This window comes from Shinella sp. BE166 (assembly GCF_051201095.1).
GTDB lineage: Bacteria > Pseudomonadota > Alphaproteobacteria > Rhizobiales > Rhizobiaceae > Shinella > Shinella lacus.
The window spans coordinates 539,266-564,575 of sequence record NZ_JBPEHL010000004.1 but is presented as its reverse complement, the minus strand read 5'-3'; the positions used below and the strand labels follow the sequence as shown (position 1 = coordinate 564,575).

The following is a 25,310-nucleotide window of genomic DNA, read 5'->3' as shown; positions in this document are numbered from 1 at the left end:
GCCCGCCGACGAAGACTTGCACCGGGGCGGCCATTTTCAATGGAGGGATGGCCGCTGGAGACCGGTGCCTAACCGGGAGGAAAAGATGAACATTACCCGCAGACTGATCACCGTCGGCTTTGCTGCCGTCATGGCCGCAAGCGTCGCCATGCCGTCCTTCGCCGCCGATCTCATCGCCATCATCACGCCGAGCCACGACAACCCGTTCTTCAAGGCGGAAGCGGTCGGTGCCGAAGCCAAGGCCAAGGAACTCGGCTACGAGACGCTGGTTCTGGTGCATGACGACGACGCCAACAAGCAGTCGCAGCTCATCGACACCGCGATCGGCCGCGGCGCCAAGGCGATCATCCTCGACAATGCCGGCTCGGAGGCCTCGATCGCCGCCGTGCAGAAGGCGAAGGATGCGGGCATTCCCTCCTTCCTGATCGACCGCGAAATCAACGCCACGGGCGTCGCCGTCTCGCAGATCGTCTCGAACAACTACCAGGGCGCGCAGCTTGGCGCGGAAGAGTTCGTCAAGCTGATGGGCGAGAAGGGCAACTATGTCGAGCTGCTCGGCCGCGAAGCCGATCTCAACGCCGGCATCCGCTCCAAGGGCTACCACGACGTCATCGACGAATATCCGGACATGAAGATGGTGGCCCAGCAGTCGGCCAACTGGAGCCAGACCGAAGGCTACTCCAAGATGGAGACCATCCTTCAGGCGAACCCTGATATCCAGGGCGTGATCGCCGGCAACGACACGATGGCCATGGGCGCGATCGCCGCCCTCCAGGCTGCCGGCCGCAAGGATGTCATCGTCGTCGGCTTCGACGGTTCGAACGACGTGCGCGACTCCATCAAGGCGGGCGGCATCAAGGCGACCGTCATGCAGCCGGCCTATGCCCAGGCCCAGCTCGCCGTCACCCAGGCGCATGAATACATCACGACCGGCAAGGCGCCGGCCGAGGAAAAGCAGCTCATGGACTGCGTGCTCATCACCGCGGACAATGCCGGCAAGCTCGAAACCTTCGCGCTCACCGAATAATCCTCCCGCGATGGCGCGAGGCAGGGTGCGGTCCTGCCTCGCGTTTGCTGTTCACGACGGAGAAATGGGAATGCCGAAATTTCAGGCTGCCTGTACGGTTCTGCTTGCCGGCGCGCTGGCGCTGGGCGGCTGCAAGTTCGTCAAGACGGAGGACGAGCAGAAGCAGGCGGCAGCCGGCGCCTTCAATCCGGACAAGCTGGTCGCCGATATCTGGGACACCAAGGTCGTTCCCTATCTCGAAGAACGTGCCGGTCCCTTCCAGGAGGTTTCTGCACTTGCGGCGAGCGACCTGAATGCGGCCGCCGAAAAATACGGCCACAAGGAAAAGCAGGGCAATGCGCCCTGGACATTTGCCGCGAAGATCGACGGCGTGATCGTCGGCGAGGAAACGAAGTCGCGCGCGGCTTACGTCGATGTGGATGTGGATGGCGACAGCAAGGCGGATGTGCGCGTCTCGATCGGCCCGGCGATCCGCGGCACGGCGTTGCGCGACAGCCTGACATTCGTGAATTTCAACGAGTTCAAGAACCAGATCGAATGGGCGCAGTACGGCAAGTCGTTCAACACCCATGTGAACGGCACGCTGCTGGAAAAGCTTTCGCGTGAGGGACTTACCGGCAAGACGATCAAGGCGACGGGCGCCTATCCGCTGCCGGCCAAGGGGCAACTGCCGCAATTCGTGCCCGCCACCATCACGGTTGGAGGCTGAACATGCCCGAAACCGATGACGTCATTCTTGAGCTGAAGGACATCACAAAGGCTTATTCCGGCATCGTGGCGCTGAAGAAGGCGGACCTGAAGCTGCGGCGCGGCGCGGTGAATGTGCTCGTCGGCGAAAACGGCGCCGGCAAATCGACCATGATGCGCATCATCGCCGGCGTCGAGCGGCCGACGCTCGGCGAGATCTGGATGGATGGCGAGCGCATCCAGCTCAACAGCCCGGCGGACGCGGTGCGCCACGGCATCGGCATCGTCTTCCAGGAGCTGAACCTCTTCGGCAATCTCTCCGTCGCCGAAAACATCTTTGCCACCCGCGAGATCACGCGCGGCCTGCGCGGCATCGACCACAAGGCGCAGGTGGAAAAGGCCAATGAGTTTTTGAACCGGCTCGAAGCCGGCATTTCCGCCGACACGCTGGCGGAAGACCTGCCGATCGGCCAGCAACAGCTCGTCGAGATCGCCCGCGCCGTCTCGCTCGACACCCGCATCCTCATCATGGACGAGCCCACCTCGGCGCTGAGCGCCGCCGAGGTCGACGTGCTCTTCCGCGTGATTGCAGACCTCAAGGCGCGCGGTGTGGCCATCGTCTACATCTCGCATCGGCTGGAAGAGCTGATGCGCATCGGCGACTATATTACCGTCTTGAAGGACGGCCAGATCACCGGGCATGCCATGGTGAAGGACATCGACACGCGCTGGATCGTGCGCTCGATGATCGGCTCGGACGCCAAGGATTTTGCCAAGCAGGTCGAGCATGAGCCGGGTGAGGAGGTGTTTCGCACGGAAAACATCTGCCTGCCGCGCGCCCAAGGCGGCTATGCCGTCGATCATGTCTCGATCGGCGTGCGCAAGGGGGAAATCCTCGGCATCTACGGCCTGATGGGCGCAGGGCGCTCCGAGCTTTTCGAATGCATCATGGGCCGCCACGAGCATTATACCGGCAAGATCTTCGTCGAGGGCGAGGAGCTGAAGGGGCGCGACACGACCCGGCGCATTCGCGAGGGGCTGGCGCTGATTCCGGAGGATCGGCAGCGCGAGGGTCTCGTGCAGTCCATGTCGATTGCCGACAACCTGTCCATGGCGAGCCTCGGTCAGTTCCTGAAGGCTGGCTTTCATATCGATCTGAAGCTTGAGAAAAGCGCGATCATGGAGGCGATCCGCAACCTTTCGATCAAGGCGAAGAATCCGGATTTCGACGTCACCTCCATGTCCGGTGGCAACCAGCAGAAGGTGGTCATCGGCAAGGCGCTGATGACCGGGCCGAAGGTGTTGCTGATGGACGAGCCAAGCCGCGGCATCGATGTCGGGGCGAAGGCGGATGTCTTCCGCACCATGCGGCGGCTGGCGGGCGAGGGGCTCGCCATCCTGTTCTCCACCTCCGATCTCGAAGAGGTCATGGCGCTCTCCGACCGCATCGCCGTCATGAGCAACGGCCGGCTCGTGACGGTGGTGGATCGCAGGCAAGCCACCGAGGAGATGATCGTCTCGGCCTCCGCAGAGGGACATAAAACCAAAAGGATGCATGCGTGATGACGACAGCAACACAAACTGCCGCCACCGGCAACCACCTCTCGACCGGCGCAGCGCTGCTCACGCTGATGAAGCTTAGGACCTTCATCGCGCTCTTCGCGGTGATCATCTTCTTCTCGATCTTCGCGCCGAACTTTTTGTCGACTGCGAACATGATCCTGATGTCGAAACACGCGACGCAGAACGCGTTCCTGGCGATCGGCATGACCTTCGTCATCATCACCGGCGGCATCGACCTGTCCGTCGGCTCGATCGTCGGGCTTTGCGGCATGATCGCCGGCGGGCTCATCATGTATGGCGTAGCGCTGCCGCTCGGCTACACGGTCTATTTCAATATCGTCGAGGTCGCGATCATCGTCATGGTGGTCGGCATCCTGATCGGCGCGATCAACGGCCTGCTGATCACCCGCCTGAATGTTGCGCCCTTCATCGCGACGCTCGGCACGCTCTATGTCGCGCGCGGCATGGCGCTGCTCTATTCCGATGGCCAGACATTGCCCAATCTCACGGGCCGCGAAGACCTCGGCAACCAGGGTTTCAGCTATCTCGGCTCCGGCTCGATCCTCGGGCTTCCGGTCTCCGTGTGGATTCTCATCGTCGTGGCGCTGGGTGCGGCCTATTTCGCCCGCTTCGTGCCGCTCGGCCGGCATATCTTTGCGGTCGGTGGCAATGAGCGCGCCTCGCGCATGTCCGGCATCCGCGTCAATCGCGTCAAGATGTTCGTCTACATGTTCTCCGGCTTCTGCGCGGCGATCGTCGGCCTCATCATTTCGTCCGAACTGATGGCCTCGCACCCGGCGACCGGCACCAATCTGGAACTCAATGCCATTGCCGCGGCGGTTTTGGGCGGTACATCCATGTCTGGCGGGCGCGGCACGATCGGCGGCACGATCATCGGCGCCTTCGTGATCGGCATTCTGTCCGACGGGTTGGTGATGATGGGTGTGAGTTCGTTCTGGCAGATGGTGATCAAGGGGCTGGTGATCATCGTTGCCGTGGTGGTCGACCAGGCGCAGCGCCGGTTGCAGCAGCGCGTGACCTTGATGCAGATGGCAAAGGCAGGCTGAGCATGGCGGCATACAAGGGTGCATTGATCGGCTGCGGCTTCTTCGCCGTTAACCAGATGCATGGCTGGCAGGACCTGGCCGACGTGGAGATCGCGGCGATCTGCGACCGGGATCCGGAGCGGCTGAGAATTGTCGGCGACCAGTTCGGTGTGACGCGGCGCTACCAGTCGGCGGACGAGATGTTCGCTGCCGGCGGCTTCGATTTCGTCGATATCGCCACGACGGTCGGTAGTCACCGGGCGCTGGTGGAACTTGCCGCCAGCCACAAGGTGCCGGCGATCTGCCAAAAGCCCTTTGCGCCGACGCTGGAGGATGCCAAGGCCATGGTGGCGGCCGCCGAAAAGGCCGGCATCCCGCTGATGATCCACGAGAATTTCCGCTGGCAGACCCCAATCCTCGCCGTCAAGGCGGTGCTGGAGAGCGGTGCGATCGGCTCGCCCTTCTGGGGCCGCGTCTCCTTCCGCTCCGGCTTCGATGTGTTCTCCGGCCAGCCCTATCTCGCGAAGGGCAAGCGTTTCATCATCGAGGATCTGGGCATCCACTCGCTGGATATCGCCCGCTTCCTGTTCGGCGATGCCAGCCGCATGACGGCCCGCACGCGCCGCATCAATCCGGCCATTGCCGGCGAGGACGTGGCGACGATGCTGCTCGACCATGAGAATGGCATCACCTCCATCGTCGACGTCAGCTATGCAACGAAGCTGCCGGAAGAACCCTTCCCGGAAACCTTCGTCGAAATCGATGCGAGCGAGGGCACGCTGCGGCTCGGCAACGACTACAAGCTCACCGCGCACGGGCCGACTGGAACGACACAGAGCACTGTCGCGCCGAACCTGCTGCCCTGGGCCTCGCGGCCCTGGCACAATATCCAGGAGAGTGTGGCGCTCATCCAGAAGCACTGGATCGAGCGGCTGGCTGAGGGGAAGCAGCCGGATACATCCGGCCGGGACAATCTCAAAACCTTCGCACTGGTCGAAGCCGCCTATCTCAGCGCCGAGCGCGGCGAGACCGTAAGGCTGGGAGACCTGCTCGGATGAGTGCGGACCCGTTCCAGCTCTATGGCACCGACGAGCGCGAGCCGGAAAGCTGGTCTCTTGCCGTGGGCGCGCTCGGCGTCGTGCTTCAGGACGGCAATCTTCGCACCCTGCGTTTTCGCGGCCATGAGGTACTGCGCGCCATCGCCTTTCTGGTGCGCGATAAGGATTGGGGCACATGCAGCGCGGCGATCGCGGACCTCGCTATCGAGGAGACCGAACGCGGCTTTTCGGTCAGCTATCGCGCCCGTTTTACCGCGCCCTCCGGCGCGCATCTCGATTGTGATATCGGTATCTCGGGCACTGCCGAGGGCGTGAGCTTTTCGGCCGATTGCGTGAGCGATGCCGATTTCGAGACGGCGCGAGCCGGCTTCGTGGTGCTGCATCCGATCGTCGGCCTGGCGGGCCAGCCGGTGCAGGTCCGGCATGGCGATGGCAGCCTCGAATTGGCGCGCTGGCCCGAAGAGATCGAGCCCTGGCAGCCGTTCAAGGATATCGCCGCGATCATGCACAGCGTCGCGCCCGGCATCGAGGCGACGACGGAATTCGGCGGCGATATTTTCGAGATGGAGGACCAGCGCAACTGGACCGACGGGTCCTACAAGACCTATGTGCGGCCGCTGGCGCTGCCCTGGCCCTATCTCGTGCCGGCGAACCAGCCATTCAGCCAGCGGATTTCCGTCGCAATCCAGGCGGAGGAGGTCGCGGCCACCGCCGCCGACACGGAGGAGGTGATTTCGGTCGAGTTGAGGTCGACGCGGCTGCGTTTTCCCGAACTCGGCATCGGTCTTCGGCCGGAATGTTTTGCGGAGGAAGTGGCCGCGCTCGATCTCCTCGGGATGATCGGCGCGCGGCACCTGATTGCGCATTTCGACCCCGGCCCGGGCCATGGCGAGGCGGCGCTGAAGGGCTACGCGGAGATTGCTGCCCGCTCAGGCCTCAAGGTGACGCTGGAACTTGCCGTGCCCTGCCTGCGCCCGCTCGACGAGGAGATGACGGAATTCGCCGCCCTTGTCGGTCGTTGCAACCTGACGCTCGATACGCTGTTCGTCTGCCCTTCGGTCGATCGCCAATCGACGCCGCCGGGCAGCGCCTGGCCGGATTGCCCGCCGCTGGAGGATCTTTATGCCGCCGCTCGCGCGGTCTTTCCCGGCATCCGGATTGGCGGCGGCATGATGAGCTATTTCACGGAGCTGAACCGCAAGCGCGTGCCCGGCGATCCCATCGATTATATCAGCCATTGCACCAACCCGATCGTGCATGCGGCCGACGATCTCTCCGTCATGCAGACCTTCGAGGCGCTGCGCTATGTGGTGAGTTCCACCCGCGCGATCTATGGCGACAAGCCCTACCGCATCGGCCCCTCGACGATCGCTATGCGGCAGAACCCCTATGGCAGCGCGACGAAGGAGAACCCGGCAGGCGCCCGTATCGCCATGGCCAATGTCGATCCGCGGCACAATGGCCAGTTCGGCGCGGCCTGGACGCTCGCCTATGCCGCCACGGTTGCGTCGGCGGGGCTGGAGGTCCTGACGCTTTCGACGCTGGCAGGCCCCTTCGGGCTGGTGGCCGGCGAGGGCGAGCCGACGACGAAGGACGCGCCGCGACCGCTCGCGCATGTGCTGGCGCGGCTCGGCACCCTGGCGGGCGAGGAGTTGGTCGCCGTCGAAACGTCGCGGCCGGATGCGGTGCTAGGGCTGGCCTTGAAGAACCGGCTGCTGCTGGCCAATATCACGCCGGAGGCGAAGGCGATCGAACTCGCCGCCAAGCCGCGCAAGGTTCTGGAGATTGGCGCCGAAGGTGTGGAACTGCCGGCGGAGGCGCAGATCATGCTGCCGCCCTATGGCTGCGTCGAGATCGTGCTTTAAGGTTTAGGTTCGAGCCTTGAGGGCATAAAGCGCGCGGGAGCGTTCCAGGTGCTTGATCATCGCCTTTTCCGCAAAATCGGCGTCGCCCTTCTCGATCGCGCGGATGATTTCCTCATGTTCGGCAAGCGTAAAATTCTCGCGGCCTGTCCAGATGAGCATTTCCGTATGATAGGATTTCAGCCACCCCAGCATGGCGCCGCTGACGGCGACGAAGATCGGATTGCCGGAAATCTGCGCGATGGCCTGGTGGAATTCCATGTCGGCATCGATGAAGGCGTTGGCATCGCCGAGGCTCTGCTTCTGCTTGTCGAGCAGCGCGCGCAATTCGGCGATCTGCGCCGGGCTTGCCTTGGCGGCGGCCTCGCGGATCATGCCGCGCTCGAAGAAGATGCGGGCGCTCTTCAGGTGCTCCAGCGAATCGGACGAGCCGGAGAGCATCAGCTTGGCCGGCAGGTCGACCTGGCGGATGATGGATTCGGCGGTGATGCGCAGCACCTTGGCGCGCTCGCCCTGCGAAATCTCGACGAGGCCCTTGCCGGCGAGCGCCTGCATGGCCTCGCGGATGGCGGGGCGGCCGACGCCGTAGCGTTCCATCAGTTCGCGCTCGGAGGGCATGTCGTCGCCGGCCTTCAGCTCGCCGGTCTCGATCATCAGCTTCAGGCGCGCGAAAACCTCGTCGGAGAGTTTTTTGCGGTGGATCGGTTCGGAAACGACGTTCATGGGTCACCTGGTTTCGACAGGTTTGAATATGCACCAAGTTCCATCGCTGCAACAGGTTTTGCGACGGCCAGCTTGCAATAACATAAATACTCATTATACCAGCTGATGGGTTTTAACAAGCAGGCCATGGGAGGAGAAAGCGTGATCCGTCTGACCTATCGGATAGAGACGCCCGGTTCGGTGGAGGCGATGGCGGTGAAGATCGCCAGCGACCAGTCGACCGGCACCTTCGTGGCGCTGCCGGGGGAGACGGAAGAGCTGAAGGCGCGCGTGACCGCCCGCGTCGTCGCCATCCGCCCACTGCCGCCCACGGATCGCGCGTCCTTTCCGGACGAGGCCGGCGGCGCGACGCTGTTCAACCGGGCGGATGTCGATATCGATTTTCCGATGGATGCCGTCGGCACCGATCTTTCCGCGCTGATGACGATTGCGATTGGTGGCGTGTTCTCCATCAAGGGCATGACGGGCATCCGCATCGTCGGCATGCAACTGCCGCAGGATTTTGCCGTCGCGCATCCGGGGCCGCAGTTCGGCGTGGCCGGCAGTTTCGCGCTGACCGGCGTGAAGGACCGGCCGATCATCGGCACCATCGTCAAGCCGGCGCTCGGCCTGCGTCCGCATGAGACGGCGGAGATGGTTGGCGAGCTGATCGCGGCCGGTGTCGATTTCATCAAGGACGACGAGAAGCTGATGAGCCCGGCCTATTCGCCGCTGAAGGACCGCGTGGCGGCGATCATGCCGAAGATCCTCGATCACGAGCAGAAGACCGGCAAGAAGGTGATGTATGCCTTCGGCATCAGCCATGCCGATCCCGACGAGATGATGCGCAACCACGATCTGGTGCTTGCGGCCGGCGGCAATTGTGCCGTCGTCAACATCAATTCGATCGGCTTCGGCGGCATGTCCTTCCTGCGCAAGCGTTCCGGCCTCGTGCTGCATGCCCACCGCAACGGCTGGGATATTTTCACGCGCCATGCAGGCCTCGGCTTCGAATTCTCCGTCTGGCAGCAGTTCTGGCGCCTCCTCGGCGTCGACCAGTTCCAGATCAACGGCATCCGTGTGAAATACTGGGAGCCGGACGAGAGCTTCGTGCGCTCATACAAGGCGGTCACGACACCGCTGTTTTTCGAAGGCGATGTGGCGCTGCCGGTGATCGGTTCCGGCCAATGGGGCGGACAGGCGCCGGATACGATCGCGGCGACGGGCGGCTCGACGGACCTGCTCTATTTGTGCGGCGGCGGTATCGTCAGCCATCCGGGCGGGCCGGGCGCCGGCGTGAAGGCGGTCCGGCAGGCCTGGGAGGCGGCGGTCGCGGGCGTGCCGTTCGAAACCTATGCGAAGGACCATCCGGAACTCGCGCAATCCATCGCAAAATTTGCCGATGGCAAGGCGGCCTGACCCATGACGCGACCGCTGATCAGCTATTATGGCGACGACTTCACCGGCTCGACCGACGTCATGGAGGCACTCGCCTCGAACGGCGTCGAGACCGTGCTGTTCCTGAAAGTGCCGGATGCGGACCTGCTGTCGCGCTTTGCTGGCGCTCGCGCCTTCGGGCTTGCCGGCACCAGCCGCAGCGAGACGCCGGACTGGATGGACGTGCATCTGCGCGAAGCCTTCGGCTGGCTGAAGACGCTCGACGCCGAACTCTGCCATTACAAGGTCTGCTCGACCTTCGATTCCGCGCCGCAGGTCGGCAGCATCGGCCGGGCGATCGAGATCGGCCGCGCGGTTTTCGGTGAGGCGACCGTGCCGCTCATCGTCGGCGCACCGCAGATCCGGCGTTACACCGCGTTCGGCGAACTCTTCGCCGCCTATCAGGGTCGCAACTACCGCATCGACCGCCACCCCGTCATGTCGCGCCATCCCGTCACGCCGATGGACGAGGCGAACCTGCTGATGCATCTCGCGCGCCAGACGACGCTGTCGTCGGCGCTCGTCGACAATGTCGCGCTTCTTGCAGCGTCCGAGCCGGAAGCGGCCGATATCCTGCTTATCGACGTGCTGGACGCGGCGACACAGGGCGCCGCCGGAGCCTTGCTCTGGAGCCTGCGACACAAAAGCCGCTTCGCCTGCGGGTCCTCCGGTGTCGAATATGCCCTGATCCCGGCTTGGCGGAACGAGGGCCTGATCGGAGAGAAGCCGGTCTTTGCCGATGCTGGTCCGGTGGATCGCATCGCCGTCGTCTCCGGCAGCGTTTCGCCCACCACCGAGCGGCAGATCCGCCATGCGCTGGCAAACGGCTTTGCGGGCGTCACGCTCGATCCGCTCGCACTTACTGCCGATGATGGCGGGCCGGCGATTGCCGCCGCGATCGAGGCCGGGCTCAAGGTGCTGGAGAGCGGAAGCAGCGTGGTGCTCTACACGGCGCTGGGGCCAGCGGCAGACCGGGGCGGCGAACTCGACGGCGGTGCGCGTCAGCGTCTTGGCCGCGCGCTCGGCCGCATCCAGTCGGCGCTCGTTGCGCGTGCCGGGCTTTCCCGCGCGGTGGTGGCGGGCGGCGATACGTCGAGCCACGCGCTCGGCGAAATGGGTATTTCGGCGCTGACGCTGAAGATGCCGCTGCCGCAGACGCCGGGTTCGCCGCTCTGCATCGCCCATGGCGGTGCGGCGGATGGCTTGCAGATCGCGCTGAAGGGCGGCCAGGTCGGCGGCGACGACTATTTTTCCATGATCCGCGCCGGCCGCGCGTGATCTAGCTCGGAAACTGGCGGTAACATTCCTCGGCGATCTTCTGGAGCAGATCGCGGGAAATGTCGCCGGTCACGGCGTAGCCGAGGTCGCCGTCGATCCAGTAGAAGGTCTCGATGCCGCTGGCGGAGGCGAAGCGGAAGCTCGTCGTCTTGTTCTCGCCGTTGCGGCCGACGAGCACAGTGACACGCCGGCCGGCATCGTCCTCATACATGAACATCGCACCCGGCTTGTCCGCCACGGGCAGCAGGCGGCCGCCGACCAGCTTGAAGCCGATGGTTTGCAGGTTCGGCACCTTCAGGTCGGTGATGGCGAGACGTTTGCCGAGCCAGGTCGCCAGATGCGCCTCCTGGTCGGCAAAGACCTCGACGGGATGGCGCACCTCGCTGGCATAGATCAGATAGGCGTTGCGCGCCTCGTTCGGCAGCGCATCCATGGCCGTCATCACCGGGGTCTTTTCGAAGAGCATCGGCCCGAAATGGCCTGCGAAGCCGCCGAGCATGAAGACAAGGGCTGCCGCTGCGGCTATGACAAGACGGGATGGTGCCGATGCCCTGGATGCGGCCGAGCCCGCCGAGAGCAACGCCAGATCGGAGGGCCGTGACGTCACATAGGGCGCGAAGGCGCCCCGGAGTTCGTCGTTCTGGGCCTGCCAGTCGGCGACCATCTGGGCGGCTTCCGGGTTTCCGGCGAGGTGGGTTTCCACGCGCTGGCGCTCGGCCTCGCCGAGGAAGCCGTCGGCATAGGCGTGCAGGTCCGTTTCGGAGACGGGGCGGCTCTCGCTCATCTGGGGCTCCGCAAGTGAATGACGTTTTCCTCCTGCAATTTCTGCCGCAGCATCTGCCGCGCGCGCGACAGGCGGGACATGACGGTGCCGACCGGAATCGCCAGCATGTCGGCGACCTCCTGGTAGGAATGGCCTTCGACCGCGACCAGCATCAGCACGGCGCGCGCCTCCTTCGGCAGGATTTCCAGCGCCTGGACGAGCCGGTTGCGCGCGAGCGGATCCGAGGGCAGGGCGCTTGCGGCCACGGTTTCGGCCTCCTCGATGCCGACGGAGGGACGCCGCGCGATGGCCCGGCGCGCGTTGAGGTGCAGGTTGGTCATGATCTTGTAGGCCCAGGCGCGGATGTTTGCGCCCTGCCATTGCGAGCGATGCGTCAGCGCCTTCTCGACACAATCTTGCAGCAGGTCCTCGCTCTCCGCATCCGAGCGCGTCAGGCTGCGCGAATAGCGTCGGAGCTGCGGCAGGAGGGCGAGAATCTGGGCGTCGAAGGACGGGGGCGGGGAGGCTGTGCCCTCCCGCCCACTATCGCCCGGAGCGTCGTTCGGGTCAGGGCTTTGCGACATCCCAGACTTCGTTCACGCCGTCGCCGGTGGTGTCGCCTTCCTTGGTGTCCTTGATCCAGTAGTAGAGCGGCATGCCGTCCTTGGCCCATTGTTTGGCCCCGTCCTTGCGGGTGACGAGCGAATATGCACCCTCCGCCACCGCATCGGAAGCGGCGATCGCCGGCGGCCAGTTGGTCGCGCATTTGTCGTAGCAGTTGGATTCGCCGGCCGTGTCCTTCTTGAAGGTGTAGAGCGTCATGCCCTTGTCGCCGGCAAGGACGTCGCCCTTGTCGGTCTTCACGGTCTTGAAGGGTTCGGCGGCGAAGGCGCTGCCAGCCAGGACGGCAACGGCGAATGGCACGAGGATTAAGAGCTTCATGGTCGTCTCCCATCGTTAAGCGACTTTCATGAGCCGCCTATGCCAAGACACCGGCACCTGCCGGATTATTCCATCGAGGCCGAAAAATTCTCGCACCTTTATCTTTTCCTTACGTCGCGCTTGCGCCTTCCCAATCGAAACCTGACCCGCTCCGCGCCTATTTTGCCGCTCGCATAAACAGGAGAACGGACATGTCCGATTTCATCTTTCTCGCGCTTGGCTGCGGCACCTTCATCGTCTTTGCCGCCTATGCCCGCGCGCTCGACCGACTGTGAGGAGAGACCCGTGCTCGAACCTCTTTTCGGCCTTTTCGTTGCGCTTGCGCTTGGCGCCTATCTCGTGGTCACGCTTCTGCGGCCCGAACGCTTCTGAGCCTCCAGGAGAATCTTGATGACTGCTATCGGGTGGCTACAGATCGCCCTCTTCTTCCTTGCGGTGCTTGTCACCATCAAGCCGCTCGGACTTTACATGGCCCGCGTCTTTGCCGGCGAGCGCACTGCGCTTTCGCCGGTTCTGGGGCGTCTCGAGGCCGATCTCTATCGCGTCTCGGGCATTTCGCCCCAGAAAGAGCAGGGATGGCTCGCCTATACGGTGTCCATGCTGGCCTTTTCCGTCGCCGGCTTCGTCCTGCTCTACGCGATGCTGCGGCTCCAGGCCTATTTGCCGCTCAACCCGCAGGGTTTTTCCGGCATGGCGCCGGATCTCGCCTTCAACACCGCGGTCTCCTTCGTCACCAACACCAACTGGCAGAACTACGGCGGCGAAACCACGCTCAGCCATTTCAGCCAGATGGCCGGCCTGACGGTGCAGAACTTCCTCTCCGCCGCAACCGGCATGGCGCTCGCCGTCGCGCTGACCCGCGCGCTTGCCCGTTCGAAGGTCTCGACGCTCGGCAACTTCTGGGTCGACATGACGCGGGCGACGCTCTACGTGCTGCTGCCGATGGCGCTCGTCGTGGCACTCGCCTTCGTCGCCATGGGCCTGCCGCAGACGCTGGACGGCTCCGTCACGGCCACCACGCTTGAAGGCGCCAGCCAGACGATCTCGCTCGGCCCCGTCGCAAGCCAGGAAGCGATCAAGCAGCTCGGCACCAATGGCGGCGGCTTCTTCAACGTCAATGCCGCGCACCCGTTCGAAAACCCGACGGCTTTCGCCAACTACCTCAACATCTTCGCCATGCTGTCGATCTCGGCGGCCCTCGTCTACAGCTTCGGCCAGCTCGTCGGCAATCGCCGGCAGGGCTGGGCGCTGATCAGCGCCATGGCCATCCTGCTGATCGCCGGTGTCGCCGTCGTCTACTGGGCGGAAGCGCAGGGCAACCCGATCCTGACCGCGCTCGGCGTCGATGCGTCCCCCGGCAACATGGAGGGCAAGGAAGTCCGTTTTGGCCAGGCGATGACGGCGCTTTATGCTGCCGTCACCACTGGCCTTTCGGATGGCGGTGTCAACGGCATGCACGGGTCCTTCACCGGGCTTGGCGGTCTCGTGCCGATGTTCCTGATGCAGCTTGGCGAAGTCTTGCCGGGCGGTGTCGGCTCCGGGCTTTACGGCATGCTGGTCTTCGCGCTGCTTGCCGTCTTCGTCTCCGGCCTGATGGTCGGGCGCACGCCGGAATTCCTCGGCAAGAAGATCGAGGGCCGCGAGATGAAATATGCCATGCTCGCCGTGCTCGTGCTGCCGCTCGCCATCCTCGGCTTCACCGCGGTCTCCGCCGTGCTGCCTTTCGCGGTGGCCAGCGTCGGCACCGCCGGTCCGCATGGGCTTTCGGAAATCCTCTATGCCTATACGTCGGCGGCCGCCAACAACGGCTCGGCCTTCGGCGGGCTTACGGGCAACACTGCCTGGTACAACACGACGCTCGGCATCGCCATGCTGCTTGGCCGCTTCACCTATGTCGTGCCGGTCATGGCGATTGCCGGTTCGCTGGCCGCAAAAGTGAAGGTTCCGCCGTCGCCGGGCACCATGCCCACGGATGGACCGCTTTTCGTCGGCCTTCTCGTCGGCATCATCCTCATCCTCGGCGGCCTGCAGTTCTTCCCGGCACTCGCCCTTGGCCCCATCGTCGAACATTTCGCGATGCTCGCCGGCCAGACCTTCTAAAGGAACATTCCATGTCAAAGGACCACCAAGCGCCGGGCCTTTTCGACCCCGCCATCGTGCTGCCGGCCGCACGCGACGCCTTCGTGAAACTCGATCCGCGCCAGCTCCTGCGCAATCCGGTGATCTTCGTCACCGAAGTCGTCGCCACCGTCGTCACCATCCTTTTCCTGCGCGACCTCGTCGCCGGCAACGGCCAGGCCGGTTTTTCCGGCCAGATCGCCGCCTGGCTCTGGTTCACCGTGCTCTTTGCGACCTTCGCGGAGGCTGTCGCGGAAGGCCGAGGCCGTGCCCAGGCGGATAGCCTGAAGCGCACCAAGTCCGAACTCGTTGCCCGCCGCCTGACGGCGTCCGGCGCGGCCGAGACGGTGCCCGCCACCAGCCTCACCGTCGGCGATGTCGTGCTCGTTGCGGCCGGCGAGCTGATCCCGGGTGACGGTGAGGTCATCGAAGGCGTCGCCTCGGTCAACGAAAGCGCCATCACCGGGGAATCCGCCCCTGTCATCCGCGAATCCGGCGGCGACCGCTCGGCCGTCACCGGTGGCACGCAGGTGCTGTCCGACGAGATCAAGGTGAAAATCACGGTGGCGCCCGGCTCCTCCTTCGTCGATCGCATGATCGCGCTGATTGAAGGCGCGCAGCGGCAGAAGACGCCGAACGAGATTGCGCTGTCGATCCTGCTCTCCGGCCTGACGCTGATCTTCCTCTTCGTCTGCGTCGCCATCTGGGGCCTTGCCGGCTATTCCGGCACGGTTCTGACGGTCACGGTTCTCGCGGCCCTGCTCGTCACGCTCATCCCGACGACGATTGGCGGCCTGTTGTCGGCCATCGGCATTGCCGGCATGGACCGCCTCGTGCGCTTCAACGTTATCGCCACCTCGGGTCGCGCGGTGGAGGCGGCCGGCGACGTCGATACGCTGCTGCTCGACAAGACCGGCACCATCACATTCGGCAACCGCATGGCAAGCGATTTTGCGCCGGCGCCGGGCGTGACGCAGTCGGAACTTGCGGAAGCCGCGCTGGTCGCGAGCCTCTCCGACGAAACGCCGGAAGGCCGTTCCGTGGTGGCGCTCGCCACCGGTGAGTTCGGCGTCGCCATGCCGCAGGCGCGCTTCGATGCGGTGATCGAGTTCACCGCCGAGACCCGCCTGTCCGGCGTGGATATCGGCGGCCGGCGGCTGCGCAAGGGGGCGGTCGATGCCGTGCTGCGTTTTGCCGGGCTCAACGAGGGCGATGCGCCGGCCGAATTCCGCCGTGCCGTCGAGACGATCGCACGCAGCGGCGGCACGCCGCTGGCCGTTGCCGATGGCCAGCGCCTGCTCGGCGTCATCCACCTCAAGGACATCGTCAAGCCCGGCATCAAGGAGCGTTTTGCGGCCCTTCGCGCCATGGGCATCCGCACCGTCATGGTGACGGGCGACAACCCCGTCACCGCCGCGGCCATCGCGTCCGAAGCCGGTGTCGACGATTTCCTCGCCCAAGCGACGCCGGAAGACAAGCTCGCCTATATCCGCCGCGAGCAGCAGGGTGGCCGCCTCATCGCCATGTGCGGCGACGGCACAAACGATGCGCCGGCGCTCGCGCAGGCCGATGTCGGCGTCGCCATGCAGACCGGCACGCAAGCCGCGCGCGAGGCGGCCAACATGGTGGACCTCGATTCGAGCCCGACCAAACTCATCGAGATCGTCGAGATCGGCAAGCAACTGCTGATGACGCGCGGCTCGCTGACCACCTTCTCCATCGCCAACGACGTGGCAAAATACTTTGCCATCATCCCGGCGCTGTTCGTCGCGACCTATCCGGCGCTGAACGCGCTCAACATCATGGACCTCGCCTCGCCGCAGTCGGCCATCCTTTCGGCGGTCATCTTCAACGCTCTGATCATCGTCGCGCTGATCCCGCTCGCACTTCGCGGTGTTGCCTATCGCCCGGCCGGTGCCGCCGCCCTGCTTCGTCGCAACCTTCTCGTCTATGGCGTCGGCGGCCTCATCCTGCCTTTTGCAGGCATCAAGGCTATCGACCTCGCCGTCAGCGCCCTACATCTGGTGTAATCATGCTGAACCATCTTCGCCCGGCCCTCACGCTTCTCCTCGCCCTGACGCTTTTGACGGGGCTTGCCTATCCGCTTGCCGTCACCGGCATCGCGCAGGCCGTCATGCCGGCCGCCGCCAATGGCTCGTTGATCGAAAGGAACGGCGCCGTCATCGGCTCCGCTTTGATCGGCCAGGCCTTCGCCACGGACAGGTATTTCTGGCCGCGGCCCTCCGCGACCGGACCGGAGGCCTACAATGCCGCCGCCTCGTCGGGCTCGAACCTCGGCACCACCTCGGTCAAGCTCCGCGATCGCGTGCAGGCGGATATCGACCGGCTAAAGGCGACGGGGATCGTCACGCCCATCCCCGCCGACGCCGTGACGACCTCCAGCTCCGGCCTCGACCCGCATATTTCCCCCGAATTCGCCCGTGCGCAGGTCGCCCGTGTCGCGAAGGCCCGTGGATTGCCGGCGGCGGCGATTGCGGACCTCGTCACGCAGCAGATAGAAGACCGTCTTTTCGGTTTCATCGGCGAGCCGCAGGTGAACGTGCTAAAGCTCAACCTGGCGCTCGACGCGCGGGAATCTTGAGAGGACGAATGGCGGACGACGACCGCGACGACAATCGCAGACCCGATCCCGATGCATTGCTTGCCCTGGCGGAGAAAGACCGCCGGGGCAAATTGACCGTTTTCCTGGGGGCAGCGCCCGGCGTGGGAAAGACCTACGCCATGCTCACGCGCGCCGGGCGACTGAAGGCCGAAGGGGCCGACATCGTCGTCGGCCTTGCCGAAACCCATGGTCGCAGTGAGACCGCCGCGCTGCTCGATGGCCTGGAGGCGCTGCCGCGCACGCGCGTCGCCCATCGCGGCCGCGTGCTTGAGGAATTCGACCTTGATGGCGCGCTCGCGCGCCATCCGCGCATCGTGGTGGTCGACGAGCTTGCCCATTCCAACCCCGAGGGCAGCCGGCATCCGAAGCGTCACCAAGATATCGAGGAGCTGATCGCCGCCGGCATCGATGTCTGGACGGCGCTCAACATCCAGCATCTTGAAAGCCTCGCCGACCTGGTGGCGCAGATCACGGGTGTCACGGTGCGCGAGCGCGTGCCGGATGTCGTGCTGAAGAAGGCCGACGAGGTGGTGCTGGTCGACCTGCCGCCGACGGAACTGATCGAGCGGCTGAAGGAGGGCAAGGTCTACCTGCCGGAAAGCGCCAGCCGCGCTGTCGACCGCTTCTTCCGCCTCGGCAACCTGACGGCGTTGCGCGAACTCGCGCTGCGCCGCACTGCCGACCGCGTCGACGACCAGATGGTCGACTACCTCAAGCAGAACGCCATCGAAGGCCCGTGGGCGACCGGCGAACGGCTGCTCGTCTGCGTCGGGCCGGACGACCTGTCTGAAAAGGTCGTGCGCGTGGCGAGCCGCCTTGCCTCCGGCCTCAACGCCCCCTGGCTCGTCGTTTCGATCGAGCGGGCGGACCGGGAGGTGGAGACGACGGTGCGCCTGCAGCGTATGGAAGGGCTCTTTCGGCTGGCCGAACAGCTCGGGGCCGAAACGCGCCGCGTGGTCGGCAATGATTTCGTAGAGGAAATTCTGAAGCTGGCGCGGCGCGAGCACGCGACGCAGATCGTGATCGGCGCCAGGCGCCACCATGGCTGGACGCGGTTTTTCTCACCCTCGCTGCCGGATGCGCTTTCTCGCCGCGCGGCCGGCCTCGGCGTTTATTTCGTGACGCCGGACAAGAAGGAAAAGCTGCCCGTCCCCACGCGCCTCTCGCCGCCCGGGGTCGCCTCCTTCCGGCAATCGGCGCTCATCGCGGTCGCCTTCACCGGCGCCATGGCGGCCGTCGGCAAGATGATCGACATGGTCGCGGAACTTCCGAATATCTCGCTGCTCTTCCTGCTCGCCGTGCTTGGCGCCGCCGTGATGGGCGGCTATGTCTCGGCCTTCATCGCCGCGGTCCTCTCGGCGCTCGCCTACAACTTCTTCTTCATCGATCCGCTGCACACCTTCACGATCACCGCGCCGCACGAAGTCTTCGCGCTCGTCGTCTTCCTGACGGTGGCCATCATCGCCGGCGGTTTCGCCTCGCGCATCAAGGAGCAAGCGGAGGTCGCCCGTGTGCGTGCCACCGCGCTGCAATCGCTCTACGATTTCTCGCGCAAGCTCTCGACGACGGCCAAGGCGGACGATGCGATCTGGGTTGCGGTCTCGCATCTCCAGGCAAGCCTCAAGCGCAACATCGTGCTGCTGCTTCCCGACAAGAGCGATCTCAAGGTCGCCGCCGTCTGGCCGCCGGATACGGAACTGGACGTCACCGATTTCACGGCGGCGCGCTGGACGCGCGACAAGCAGGAACAGGCGGGCTTTGGCACCGGCACCCTGCCGAACAGCCGTTTCGAGTTCCGCCCGCTGATGGGGCCGCATGGGCTCGTCGGAGTCTGCGGCATCCAGCAGACGGATGTGCGTCTCGACATCAACGCGGAACGGGCGCTCTCCGCTATCCTCGACCAGACGGCGATCGCACTCGACCGGGCGCGGCTTTCGGAGGCGAGCGTGGAACAGGCGGCGCGGCTGGAGGGCGAACGCTATCGCGAGGCGCTGCTCTCCTCGATTTCGCACGACCTTCGGACCCCGCTCGCCACCATTATGGGCGCCGTCACCAGCCTTCGCCAGCTCGGCGACAAGATGACGCCCGAGAGCCGCGTCGACCTTCTCCAGTCGATCGAGGAGGAGGGCAGCCGCATGAGCCGCTTCGTCGGCAACCTGCTCGACATGACCCGCATCGAGGCCGGCACGCTGAAGCCGAAGAGCGACTGGGTCGATGTTTCCGATGTCGTGCAGTCTGCGGTCGAGCGGGCGCGAAAATATTTTCCGGGCCGGCTGATCGAGACGGGCATCGCGCCGGACCTGCCGCTTGTGGAAGGTGACAGCGTGCTGCTTGGCCAGGTTCTGTTCAACCTGCTCGACAATGCGGTGAAATATGGCGGCGACGAGCCTGTCAACGTCTATGCCCGGCGCGACGGGGCGGATGTGCTGATCTCCGTCACCGATCTCGGCAAGGGCATTCCGCCCGCCGAAATCGATCGCGTCTTCGAAAAATTCTACCGGCGCGGCAAGCCGGACGGGCGGTCGCCCGGCACGGGGCTCGGCCTCTCCATCGCCCGCGGTTTCGTCGAGGCGATGGGCGGCAAGATCCATGCGGAAAGCCCGGCGCTGAAAAAGAAGGGCACGCGCATCGTCATCCGTTTCCCGGCCGGCGACAAGACGAAGGCTTGCAAGACGCCATGACGAACGAGCGTATCCTCGTGGTGGATGACGAGCCGCAGATCCAGCGGTTCCTGCGGCCCGCGCTCAAGGCGGCCGGTTACGACGTCGTCGAGGCGGCGACGGGCGGCGAGGCGCTGAAGGCGGTGGCGACCGCCGCACCCGATCTCGTCATCCTCGACCTCGGCCTGCCGGATATGGACGGCAAGGAGGTCATCGCCAGCCTGCGCGGCTGGACGACCATCCCCATCATTATCCTCTCGGCCCGCGAGCGCGAAAGCGAGAAGATCGCGGCCCTCGATCTCGGCGCCGACGACTATATCGAAAAGCCCTTCGGCATCGGCGAGCTGACCGCCCGCATCCGCAACGCGCTACGCCACCGTGAGCGCTCGGAAGCGGCGCCCGCGACGCTTTCCACCGACGGGCTGGTGATCGACACCGTGCGTCGGCTGGTGTCGCGCGATGACGAAGCGGTGCGCCTGACGCCGAAGGAATACGATCTCCTGACGCTGCTCGCCCGCCATGCCGGCCGGGTGGTCACGCACAAGACGCTGCTCACCTCCGTCTGGGGGCCGGCGCATGGCGAGGACCTGCATTACCTGCGTGTCTTCATCGGCCAGCTTCGCCAGAAGATTGAGCGCGACCCGACGCATCCCGCGATCGTGCGCACCGAACCCGGCGTTGGGTACCGGCTGGTCGTCGACCAGGAGTGATGCCCGGCTAGGCGCTGACGAGCAGGGCGACAGGTTCGGTCTGGAAAAGCTCGGCAATTGCCATCGTGCGGCCGAGCGTGAATGCGCGGCCGTCGAGTGCCGACCGCACGGAGCGGCCTTCGAAGCTGGCGGGAAGCGTCAGTGCGCGGCCGTGCGTGGCGTCGTCGGTGAGGAGCAGGGCGTTGGGCCGCGTCTTGCCGAAGGTCAGGCGCGGAACGATGGTCAGGGCAAAGGCCTGCGGCGTGCCGCGCAGGAAGGCGAGGGCCTGCCGGTTGCCATCGGACAGGTCGATCGGAACGTAAGGCCCCGCGAACAGACCGGGGTGTCGTGCCCGCTCCGCGAGCACGGTCGCGACCAGCCATTGTTTGTAGTCCGTGAAATGGGCGCGCGCGGGCTGCGGCCTTTCCGGCACGGCGAGGGATGCGACGTCGAGCAGGGGCCGGTTGTCGGGGTCGACAAGCGAGAAGTCGGCGCGCTCACTGCCCTGATAGATGTCCGGAATGCCGGGCGCCGTCAGCTTGATCAGCGTCTGCGCCAGTGAGTTCATCAGCCCGGCATCGATGAAGGGAAAGAGCGTCTCGTTGAAATCCTTGAGGAACGGCTCGTGACCGAGCAGGTCGGTAACAAAGCCCGTGACCTTTTCCTCATAGCCGACGTCCGGCTGGCTCCAGTCGGAGGCTAGTTTTGCCTCGCGCAACGCCTTTTCGATATAGGGGGTCAAACGCGCGCCGAGCGTCTGCATGGCCGCGTGATCCTCCAGGCCGCCGATCGGCCAGATGCCGGCGAGCGCTTGATAGATCAGCCATTCGACATCCGGCTCCGGCACATGAGCGCGGCGAAAACGGGCGTTGAGGGTGGTCCAGCGCTCTGTTGCGGCGATCCATCGGTCCGGCGCCTCGCTCAGCGTGTAGAGCCGCGCCCGCGCGTCTTCGCCGCGCTTCGTATCGTGCGTCGAGGTTGCCGACAGGCCCTTCGGCATGGTTTGCGCGCGGGCCGACATGGCGGCGTGGAAGGCTTCGGGGCCGCCGGTCGGCCTGCCGGGATCGCCACCGACTTCGTTCAGTGCGATGAAGGCGTTTTCCCGGTAGAACAGCGTGTCTTCCAGCGCTTTAGCCATGATCGGGCCGCTCAGCTGCTGGAGGCGGGTGCGGAATTCGACGCAGTCCGGCAGCGCCTTGCAGGTCTCGTCGTCGACGAGCAGCTCGAAGATGAAATCGATCGCTTCGCGAACCTCCGGGCGCGCCGCATCCAGCGCCTGCTGGCGGGCGGCCGAGAGCACAAGCCGGTCGCGTTCGTCGCCGCCGGCAGCCGTCGTGTAGGTTCGATAAACGGGGAGCGCGATGACCAGGCCGCGGATCGCATCGACCAGCGTCGCGCGCGACAGGTCCGCCTGCGCCCTGTCGGCGAGCGCCTTTGCCAGCATGGCGACGCGCTTGACCTCGCCCTCGAAATTTTCCGAAAGCATCTGCCGTTTGCTCGCCTGCATCTCCTCGCCGTAGCTGCCGGCATGGCCCTCGCGCCGCAACGGCGAGAAGGTTTTTGAAAGCCTGCCGCCTTCTTGCTCGTCGACCAGCGCATCCGCCAGCGAGGCGATGAATTCGTAGCCCGTCGTGCCCTCGACGGGCCATGACGTGGCGAAGGGCTCCTCCTTCTCCAGGATTTTTTCCACGAAGATGGGGAGGTCCGGGCCGACGGCGCTGCGCAACCGCTCCAGATAGGCCGCGGGATCGGCAAGTCCGTCGATATGGTCGATGCGCAGGCCATCCACGGTGCCGTCGCGCACGAGCGCAAGCGTCAGGCGATGGCTGTCGTCGAAGACCTGCGGGTCTTCGACGCGCAACCCGACGAGGCCGGCAATCTCGAAGAAGCGCCGGTAGCTCAGGTGCCGCCCCGCCGTCTTCCAGTCCGTCAGCCGCCATGGCTGCGCCGCGTGAATGGCCGCGATGCCTGCCGGATTGCTGGAAATCTGCTCCAGGTCCGCAGATCCTTCCAGCGCTTGATCGTGGGTTCCGGGGTGCAGGGGATAGAAGCTGTCGTGATAGCGCAGCGCCGGCGTGTCATGCGCGGGGTCGTGAGCGAGGCGGATCGTGCCGTCCGCGACCTCCTCCTCGAAAGCCTTGCCGAGGAAGGGCAGCGTCAGCGGTTCCGTCCAGTCTATATCGAAGTGGCGGGCGAAAGGGCTGTCCGCGCCCAAGGCCACGACGCTGTGCCACCAGGGGTTTTCGAGGTGTGCCGCCATGTGATTGGGCACGATATCGAGGATGAGTCCGAGGCCTCGGGCGTGCAGCACCTCCGCCAACGCGCGCAGCCCCTCAAGGCCGCCCAGCGCTGGATCGATCTCGTTGGCATCGGTGACGTCGTAGCCGTGCGTCGATCCGCCGACCGCTGTCATGATCGGCGACGCATAGAGGTGGCTGATGCCCAGTCGCTCCAGATAGGGCACAAGCCGGCATGCGCCTGCGAAGTCCATGCCGTTGCGGAACTGGAGGCGATAGGTCGAGTGGGGGAGTGTCATGAGGTCCTGGAAGTGCGGTTTCAGCGCCTCAGTAACGCATATCCTCCCGATTTGTTCCATCCGCTTCCGTCAGGCTGCCCGGTGGCGCTTGAAATCCGTCTGCGAAACGACGCCCACCAGCCGGTTCTGCCGGTCGAGCACGGCGAGGCGGCGCAGGTGCAGCGACTGCATGTTGGCAAGCACGCCCTCCGGCGCCTCGTCGTCGTAGCAATAGGTGATGTTCGTCGTCATGACGTCGCCGACCTTCGTGGTTTCGGCGTTGAGCCCCGGGGCGACGGCACGCAGGATGATGTCGCGATCCGTCAGCGTGCCGACCAGGCCGCTCGCATCCGCCACCGGCAGGAATGCGATATCCCACTCGGCCATCAGGCTTGCGGCATATTGCAGGGTCTCCTCCGGCCGAACGAGGTGGACATTGCGGGTCATGATATCGCCGATGGACATGGGGGACCTCTTTTTGCACTTTCTCTAAGAACAGACGACGGGGACGTTGGTTCCAACGGCCCTAGTTCCGGCGGCGATCCACGGCGACGATGATCGAGGGGCCGGGCGAGGTGCCGGCGGTGAGCTCGAAGATCGCCTCGCCGCCGATCGCCGGCCACGGCCTGCCTTCCCACGTGAAATTCGCGCGGATGCCGAGCGTCGCCGTTGGAAAACGCCAGTCGATGGCGAGAACGCCCTCCTCGGTGGAAAACACATGCGGCTCGGGCGCCTCTTCCGCGAGCAACGGCGCGACGTGCATCTGTCGTAGCCGGATCAGTTCGCGCACGAAACCGATCTGCTGCCGGCCATCGGGGGAGGCGGCGCGCGACCAGTCGAGTTTCGAGCGTTGCAGGGTCTCCTCGGACACGGGATCGGGGAGGTCGGCGATGGTCTGGCCCGGCTTCAGGCCGCCGAATTTTTCCGCCTCCTTCTTGCGGCCTTCCTGCACGGCCCGCGCCAGGTCCCCCTCGAAATCGGCGAAATACAGGAAAGGTCGGTCCTCGCCATATTCCTCGCCCATGAACATCATGGGAACCGGCGGGGCGAGAAGCAGGAGCGCGGTCATCACATTGAGGAGTGTGGGATCGGCGACGGTGACGAGCCGGTCGCCGAAGGCGCGATTGCCGATCTGATCGTGGTTCTGCAGGAAGTTGACATTGACCTGCGGCGGCAGGGGATCCTGCGGCGCCGGGCCGACGCGATCCCGGTTGCGATCCGCATGGATGAAGCCGCGGGCGGTCGCCGCACTCAGCGCCTCGTAGGGTTTTTCCACAAAGGCCGCATAGTGGCCCTGCCTTTCACCCGTCGCGATGACATGCAAGGCATGGTGGAACTCGTCGTTCCAACCGGCCGTATAGTGATGCACGATTCCGCCGTCGCGGTTGAGCAGGCCTTTGCGACTCAGTTGATCCTCGACGACGAGATGGATCTGGCGGTCCGGCGCGGCCTGGCGGATGGTCTGCGCCATTTCGAGCAGCATATGGCTTTCGCTCTCGTCCTCGATTTCCTCGGTCGCGTCGAAGCGCAGGCCGTCGAACCGGTGGTCGACGATCCAGTGCAGCGCGTTCTCGATGAAATAGCGCCGCACGGCCTCCCGCTCGAAGGCAAGGGCCGCGCCCCAGGGCGTGTGGCGTTCGGGGTGGAAGAAGGGCGGGGCGATGCGCGGCAGGATGTTTCCGGCCGGGCCGAAGTGATTGTAGACCACGTCGAGCAGCACCATCAGGCCATGGCCATGCGCCGCATCGACCAGCGCCTTCAGGTCGTCCGGCGTTCCGTATTCGCTGTGCGGCGCATAATGCAGCACGCCGTCGTAACCCCAGCCGCGGCGTCCGGCGAAATGGGCGACCGGCATGATCTCTATGGCGGTGATGCCGATGTCGCGCAGATGGGCGAGCCGTTCGATCGCCGCGCGAAACGTGCCTTCCGGCGTGAAGGTGCCGATGTGCAGCTCGTAGACCACCGCCTCTTCCCACGGGCGGCCCTTCCAGCCCGGGTTCTGCCAGGCGTAGCGGCCGTGATCGACGATGACGGACGGGCCTTCGACGCTGTTTTTCTGGGCATGGGAGCCGGGGTCGGCGATCTCGCTGCCGTCGGCGAGCCGGAACGTGTAGGCGTCGCCGGGCCGGGCGCGGTCGGTTTCCACCGCATGCCAGCCGTCGTCCTCCGCCTGCATGCCGATCTCGTGCCCGCCGACAAGCAGCGTCACGGCGTTTTCGGCCGGCGCCCAGAGGCGGAACTGCACCCGGCCGTCCTCCAATATGCGCGGTCCCCAGGTTCTCGGCGTCGGTGCTGGCTCGCTCATCCGCTTCCTCTTTGTTGCTTTGCAGCAAGATTGAA

General features: G+C 65.2%; 21 protein-coding genes. 14 read left to right on the top strand and 7 right to left on the bottom strand.

Going from position 1 to position 25,310, the window contains the following annotated elements; translation table 11 throughout:
* The first annotated feature begins 85 nt into the window (after nt 1-85).
* From J2Y63_RS13460 to apnL, 6 genes are all read left to right on the top strand, one after another.
* Nucleotides 86-1,027: a D-ribose ABC transporter substrate-binding protein gene (locus tag J2Y63_RS13460; protein WP_256119687.1), complete on the top strand. Its 942-nt coding sequence runs from the start codon at nt 86-88 to the stop codon at nt 1,025-1,027.
* 70 nt (nt 1,028-1,097) lie between these two features.
* Complete coding sequence (locus J2Y63_RS13455; RefSeq protein ID WP_256119688.1) at nt 1,098-1,736, top strand: DUF2291 family protein; 639 nt, start codon at nt 1,098-1,100, stop codon at nt 1,734-1,736.
* Between the two features lie 2 nt (nt 1,737-1,738).
* The gene (locus J2Y63_RS13450; RefSeq protein ID WP_435266476.1) at nt 1,739-3,277 is read left to right on the top strand and encodes a sugar ABC transporter ATP-binding protein; all 1,539 of its coding nucleotides are present in this window, start codon (nt 1,739-1,741) and stop codon (nt 3,275-3,277) included.
* Nucleotides 3,277-4,344: an ABC transporter permease gene (locus J2Y63_RS13445; RefSeq protein ID WP_256119690.1), complete on the top strand. Its 1,068-nt coding sequence runs from the start codon at nt 3,277-3,279 to the stop codon at nt 4,342-4,344. Before J2Y63_RS13450 ends, J2Y63_RS13445 begins: the two co-directional genes overlap by 1 nt.
* A gap of 2 nt (nt 4,345-4,346) precedes the next feature.
* Nucleotides 4,347-5,381: a Gfo/Idh/MocA family protein gene (locus J2Y63_RS13440; RefSeq protein WP_435266475.1), complete on the top strand. Its 1,035-nt coding sequence runs from the start codon at nt 4,347-4,349 to the stop codon at nt 5,379-5,381.
* Nucleotides 5,378-7,246 carry a D-apionate lactonase gene (gene apnL, locus J2Y63_RS13435; protein ID WP_435266474.1) on the top strand — a complete coding sequence of 623 codons (1,869 nt, stop codon included), beginning with the start codon at nt 5,378-5,380 and terminating at the stop codon, nt 7,244-7,246. Before J2Y63_RS13440 ends, apnL begins: the two co-directional genes overlap by 4 nt.
* Nucleotides 7,247-7,249: 3 nt before the next feature.
* On the opposite strand, the gene J2Y63_RS13430 is transcribed toward apnL, so the two are convergent.
* Nucleotides 7,250-7,966, bottom strand: a complete 717-nt coding sequence (locus J2Y63_RS13430; RefSeq protein ID WP_256119693.1) for a transcriptional regulator NanR — start codon at nt 7,964-7,966, stop codon at nt 7,250-7,252.
* Between the two features lie 141 nt (nt 7,967-8,107).
* Between J2Y63_RS13430 and oiaX the strand changes: the two genes are divergently transcribed.
* Both oiaX and J2Y63_RS13420 read left to right on the top strand, forming a co-directional pair.
* The gene (gene oiaX / locus J2Y63_RS13425; RefSeq protein WP_435266473.1) at nt 8,108-9,364 is read left to right on the top strand and encodes a 3-oxo-isoapionate-4-phosphate decarboxylase OiaX; all 1,257 of its coding nucleotides are present in this window, start codon (nt 8,108-8,110) and stop codon (nt 9,362-9,364) included.
* Nucleotides 9,365-9,367: 3 nt separating this feature from the next.
* On the top strand, nt 9,368-10,660 hold the full coding sequence (locus tag J2Y63_RS13420) for a four-carbon acid sugar kinase family protein (protein ID WP_435266472.1): 1,293 nt from the start codon (nt 9,368-9,370) through the stop codon (nt 10,658-10,660).
* A gap of 1 nt (nt 10,661) precedes the next feature.
* Here J2Y63_RS13420 and J2Y63_RS13415 read toward each other — a convergent pair whose 3' ends face one another.
* From J2Y63_RS13415 to J2Y63_RS13405, 3 genes are read right to left on the bottom strand one after another with little or no spacing between them, the layout of a single operon-like run.
* Nucleotides 10,662-11,444, bottom strand: a complete 783-nt coding sequence (locus J2Y63_RS13415; protein WP_435266471.1) for an anti-sigma factor family protein — start codon at nt 11,442-11,444, stop codon at nt 10,662-10,664.
* On the bottom strand, nt 11,441-12,007 hold the full coding sequence (locus tag J2Y63_RS13410) for an RNA polymerase sigma factor (protein WP_435266470.1): 567 nt from the start codon (nt 12,005-12,007) through the stop codon (nt 11,441-11,443). The genes J2Y63_RS13415 and J2Y63_RS13410 overlap by 4 nt, the downstream gene beginning before the upstream one ends.
* Entirely contained in the window at nt 11,991-12,365 is a 375-nt protein-coding gene (locus J2Y63_RS13405) for a COG4315 family predicted lipoprotein (RefSeq protein ID WP_435266469.1), read from the bottom strand. The genes J2Y63_RS13410 and J2Y63_RS13405 overlap by 17 nt, the downstream gene beginning before the upstream one ends.
* 249 nt (nt 12,366-12,614) lie before the next feature.
* On the opposite strand from J2Y63_RS13405, the gene kdpF reads away from it, so the two are divergent.
* From kdpF to J2Y63_RS13375, 6 genes are read left to right on the top strand one after another with little or no spacing between them, the layout of a single operon-like run.
* On the top strand, nt 12,615-12,737 hold the full coding sequence (kdpF, locus tag J2Y63_RS13400) for a K(+)-transporting ATPase subunit F (protein ID WP_369431707.1): 123 nt from the start codon (nt 12,615-12,617) through the stop codon (nt 12,735-12,737).
* Between the two features lie 18 nt (nt 12,738-12,755).
* Nucleotides 12,756-14,465 (top strand): potassium-transporting ATPase subunit KdpA, encoded by a 1,710-nt coding sequence (gene kdpA / locus J2Y63_RS13395; protein ID WP_435266468.1) that lies wholly within the window; start codon nt 12,756-12,758, stop codon nt 14,463-14,465.
* An 11-nt stretch (nt 14,466-14,476) separates the two neighbouring features.
* Nucleotides 14,477-16,513 carry a potassium-transporting ATPase subunit KdpB gene (kdpB, locus tag J2Y63_RS13390; protein WP_435266467.1) on the top strand — a complete coding sequence of 679 codons (2,037 nt, stop codon included), beginning with the start codon at nt 14,477-14,479 and terminating at the stop codon, nt 16,511-16,513.
* 2 nt (nt 16,514-16,515) lie between these two features.
* Nucleotides 16,516-17,085, top strand: coding sequence for a potassium-transporting ATPase subunit KdpC (gene kdpC, locus J2Y63_RS13385; protein WP_435266466.1), 570 nt, complete (start codon nt 16,516-16,518; stop codon nt 17,083-17,085).
* A gap of 8 nt (nt 17,086-17,093) precedes the next feature.
* The gene (locus J2Y63_RS13380; protein ID WP_435266465.1) at nt 17,094-19,787 is read left to right on the top strand and encodes an ATP-binding protein; all 2,694 of its coding nucleotides are present in this window, start codon (nt 17,094-17,096) and stop codon (nt 19,785-19,787) included.
* Nucleotides 19,784-20,476 carry a response regulator gene (locus J2Y63_RS13375; RefSeq protein ID WP_256119704.1) on the top strand — a complete coding sequence of 231 codons (693 nt, stop codon included), beginning with the start codon at nt 19,784-19,786 and terminating at the stop codon, nt 20,474-20,476. Before J2Y63_RS13380 ends, J2Y63_RS13375 begins: the two co-directional genes overlap by 4 nt.
* Before the next feature lie 7 nt (nt 20,477-20,483).
* Here the strand turns inward: J2Y63_RS13375 and treY are convergent, their stop codons facing one another.
* The 3 genes from treY to treZ form a co-directional block, all read right to left on the bottom strand.
* A complete protein-coding gene (gene treY / locus J2Y63_RS13370) occupies nt 20,484-22,991 on the bottom strand; it encodes a malto-oligosyltrehalose synthase (protein WP_435266464.1) in 2,508 nt (835 codons plus the stop codon).
* Nucleotides 22,992-23,060: 69 nt separating this feature from the next.
* Entirely contained in the window at nt 23,061-23,435 is a 375-nt protein-coding gene (locus J2Y63_RS13365; RefSeq protein ID WP_435266463.1) for a CBS domain-containing protein, read from the bottom strand.
* 61 nt (nt 23,436-23,496) lie between these two features.
* Nucleotides 23,497-25,275 (bottom strand): malto-oligosyltrehalose trehalohydrolase, encoded by a 1,779-nt coding sequence (gene treZ, locus J2Y63_RS13360; protein WP_435266462.1) that lies wholly within the window; start codon nt 25,273-25,275, stop codon nt 23,497-23,499.
* Nucleotides 25,276-25,310: the final 35 nt, after the last annotated feature.

What these genes read in the sequence shown, in the direction of transcription:
- apnL (WP_435266474.1), top strand. Translation starts at nt 5,378, where the DNA reads ATGAGTGCGGACCCGTTCCAGCTCTATGGCACCGACGAGCGCGAGCCG.
- kdpF (WP_369431707.1), top strand. Translation starts at nt 12,615, where the DNA reads ATGCCCGCGCGCTCGACCGACTGTGAGGAGAGACCCGTGCTCGAACCT.
- J2Y63_RS13375 (WP_256119704.1), top strand. Translation starts at nt 19,784, where the DNA reads ATGACGAACGAGCGTATCCTCGTGGTGGATGACGAGCCGCAGATCCAG.
- J2Y63_RS13455 (WP_256119688.1), top strand. Translation starts at nt 1,098, where the DNA reads ATGCCGAAATTTCAGGCTGCCTGTACGGTTCTGCTTGCCGGCGCGCTG.
- kdpB (WP_435266467.1), top strand. Translation starts at nt 14,477, where the DNA reads ATGTCAAAGGACCACCAAGCGCCGGGCCTTTTCGACCCCGCCATCGTG.
- treZ (WP_435266462.1), bottom strand. Translation starts at nt 25,275, where the DNA reads ATGAGCGAGCCAGCACCGACGCCGAGAACCTGGGGACCGCGCATATTG.
- treY (WP_435266464.1), bottom strand. Translation starts at nt 22,991, where the DNA reads ATGACACTCCCCCACTCGACCTATCGCCTCCAGTTCCGCAACGGCATG.
- J2Y63_RS13450 (WP_435266476.1), top strand. Translation starts at nt 1,739, where the DNA reads ATGCCCGAAACCGATGACGTCATTCTTGAGCTGAAGGACATCACAAAG.
- kdpC (WP_435266466.1), top strand. Translation starts at nt 16,516, where the DNA reads ATGCTGAACCATCTTCGCCCGGCCCTCACGCTTCTCCTCGCCCTGACG.
- J2Y63_RS13380 (WP_435266465.1), top strand. Translation starts at nt 17,094, where the DNA reads ATGGCGGACGACGACCGCGACGACAATCGCAGACCCGATCCCGATGCA.
- J2Y63_RS13415 (WP_435266471.1), bottom strand. Translation starts at nt 11,444, where the DNA reads ATGAGCGAGAGCCGCCCCGTCTCCGAAACGGACCTGCACGCCTATGCC.
- J2Y63_RS13405 (WP_435266469.1), bottom strand. Translation starts at nt 12,365, where the DNA reads ATGAAGCTCTTAATCCTCGTGCCATTCGCCGTTGCCGTCCTGGCTGGC.
- J2Y63_RS13420 (WP_435266472.1), top strand. Translation starts at nt 9,368, where the DNA reads ATGACGCGACCGCTGATCAGCTATTATGGCGACGACTTCACCGGCTCG.
- J2Y63_RS13440 (WP_435266475.1), top strand. Translation starts at nt 4,347, where the DNA reads ATGGCGGCATACAAGGGTGCATTGATCGGCTGCGGCTTCTTCGCCGTT.
- J2Y63_RS13410 (WP_435266470.1), bottom strand. Translation starts at nt 12,007, where the DNA reads ATGTCGCAAAGCCCTGACCCGAACGACGCTCCGGGCGATAGTGGGCGG.
- J2Y63_RS13430 (WP_256119693.1), bottom strand. Translation starts at nt 7,966, where the DNA reads ATGAACGTCGTTTCCGAACCGATCCACCGCAAAAAACTCTCCGACGAG.
- kdpA (WP_435266468.1), top strand. Translation starts at nt 12,756, where the DNA reads ATGACTGCTATCGGGTGGCTACAGATCGCCCTCTTCTTCCTTGCGGTG.
- J2Y63_RS13445 (WP_256119690.1), top strand. Translation starts at nt 3,277, where the DNA reads ATGACGACAGCAACACAAACTGCCGCCACCGGCAACCACCTCTCGACC.
- J2Y63_RS13365 (WP_435266463.1), bottom strand. Translation starts at nt 23,435, where the DNA reads ATGTCCATCGGCGATATCATGACCCGCAATGTCCACCTCGTTCGGCCG.
- J2Y63_RS13460 (WP_256119687.1), top strand. Translation starts at nt 86, where the DNA reads ATGAACATTACCCGCAGACTGATCACCGTCGGCTTTGCTGCCGTCATG.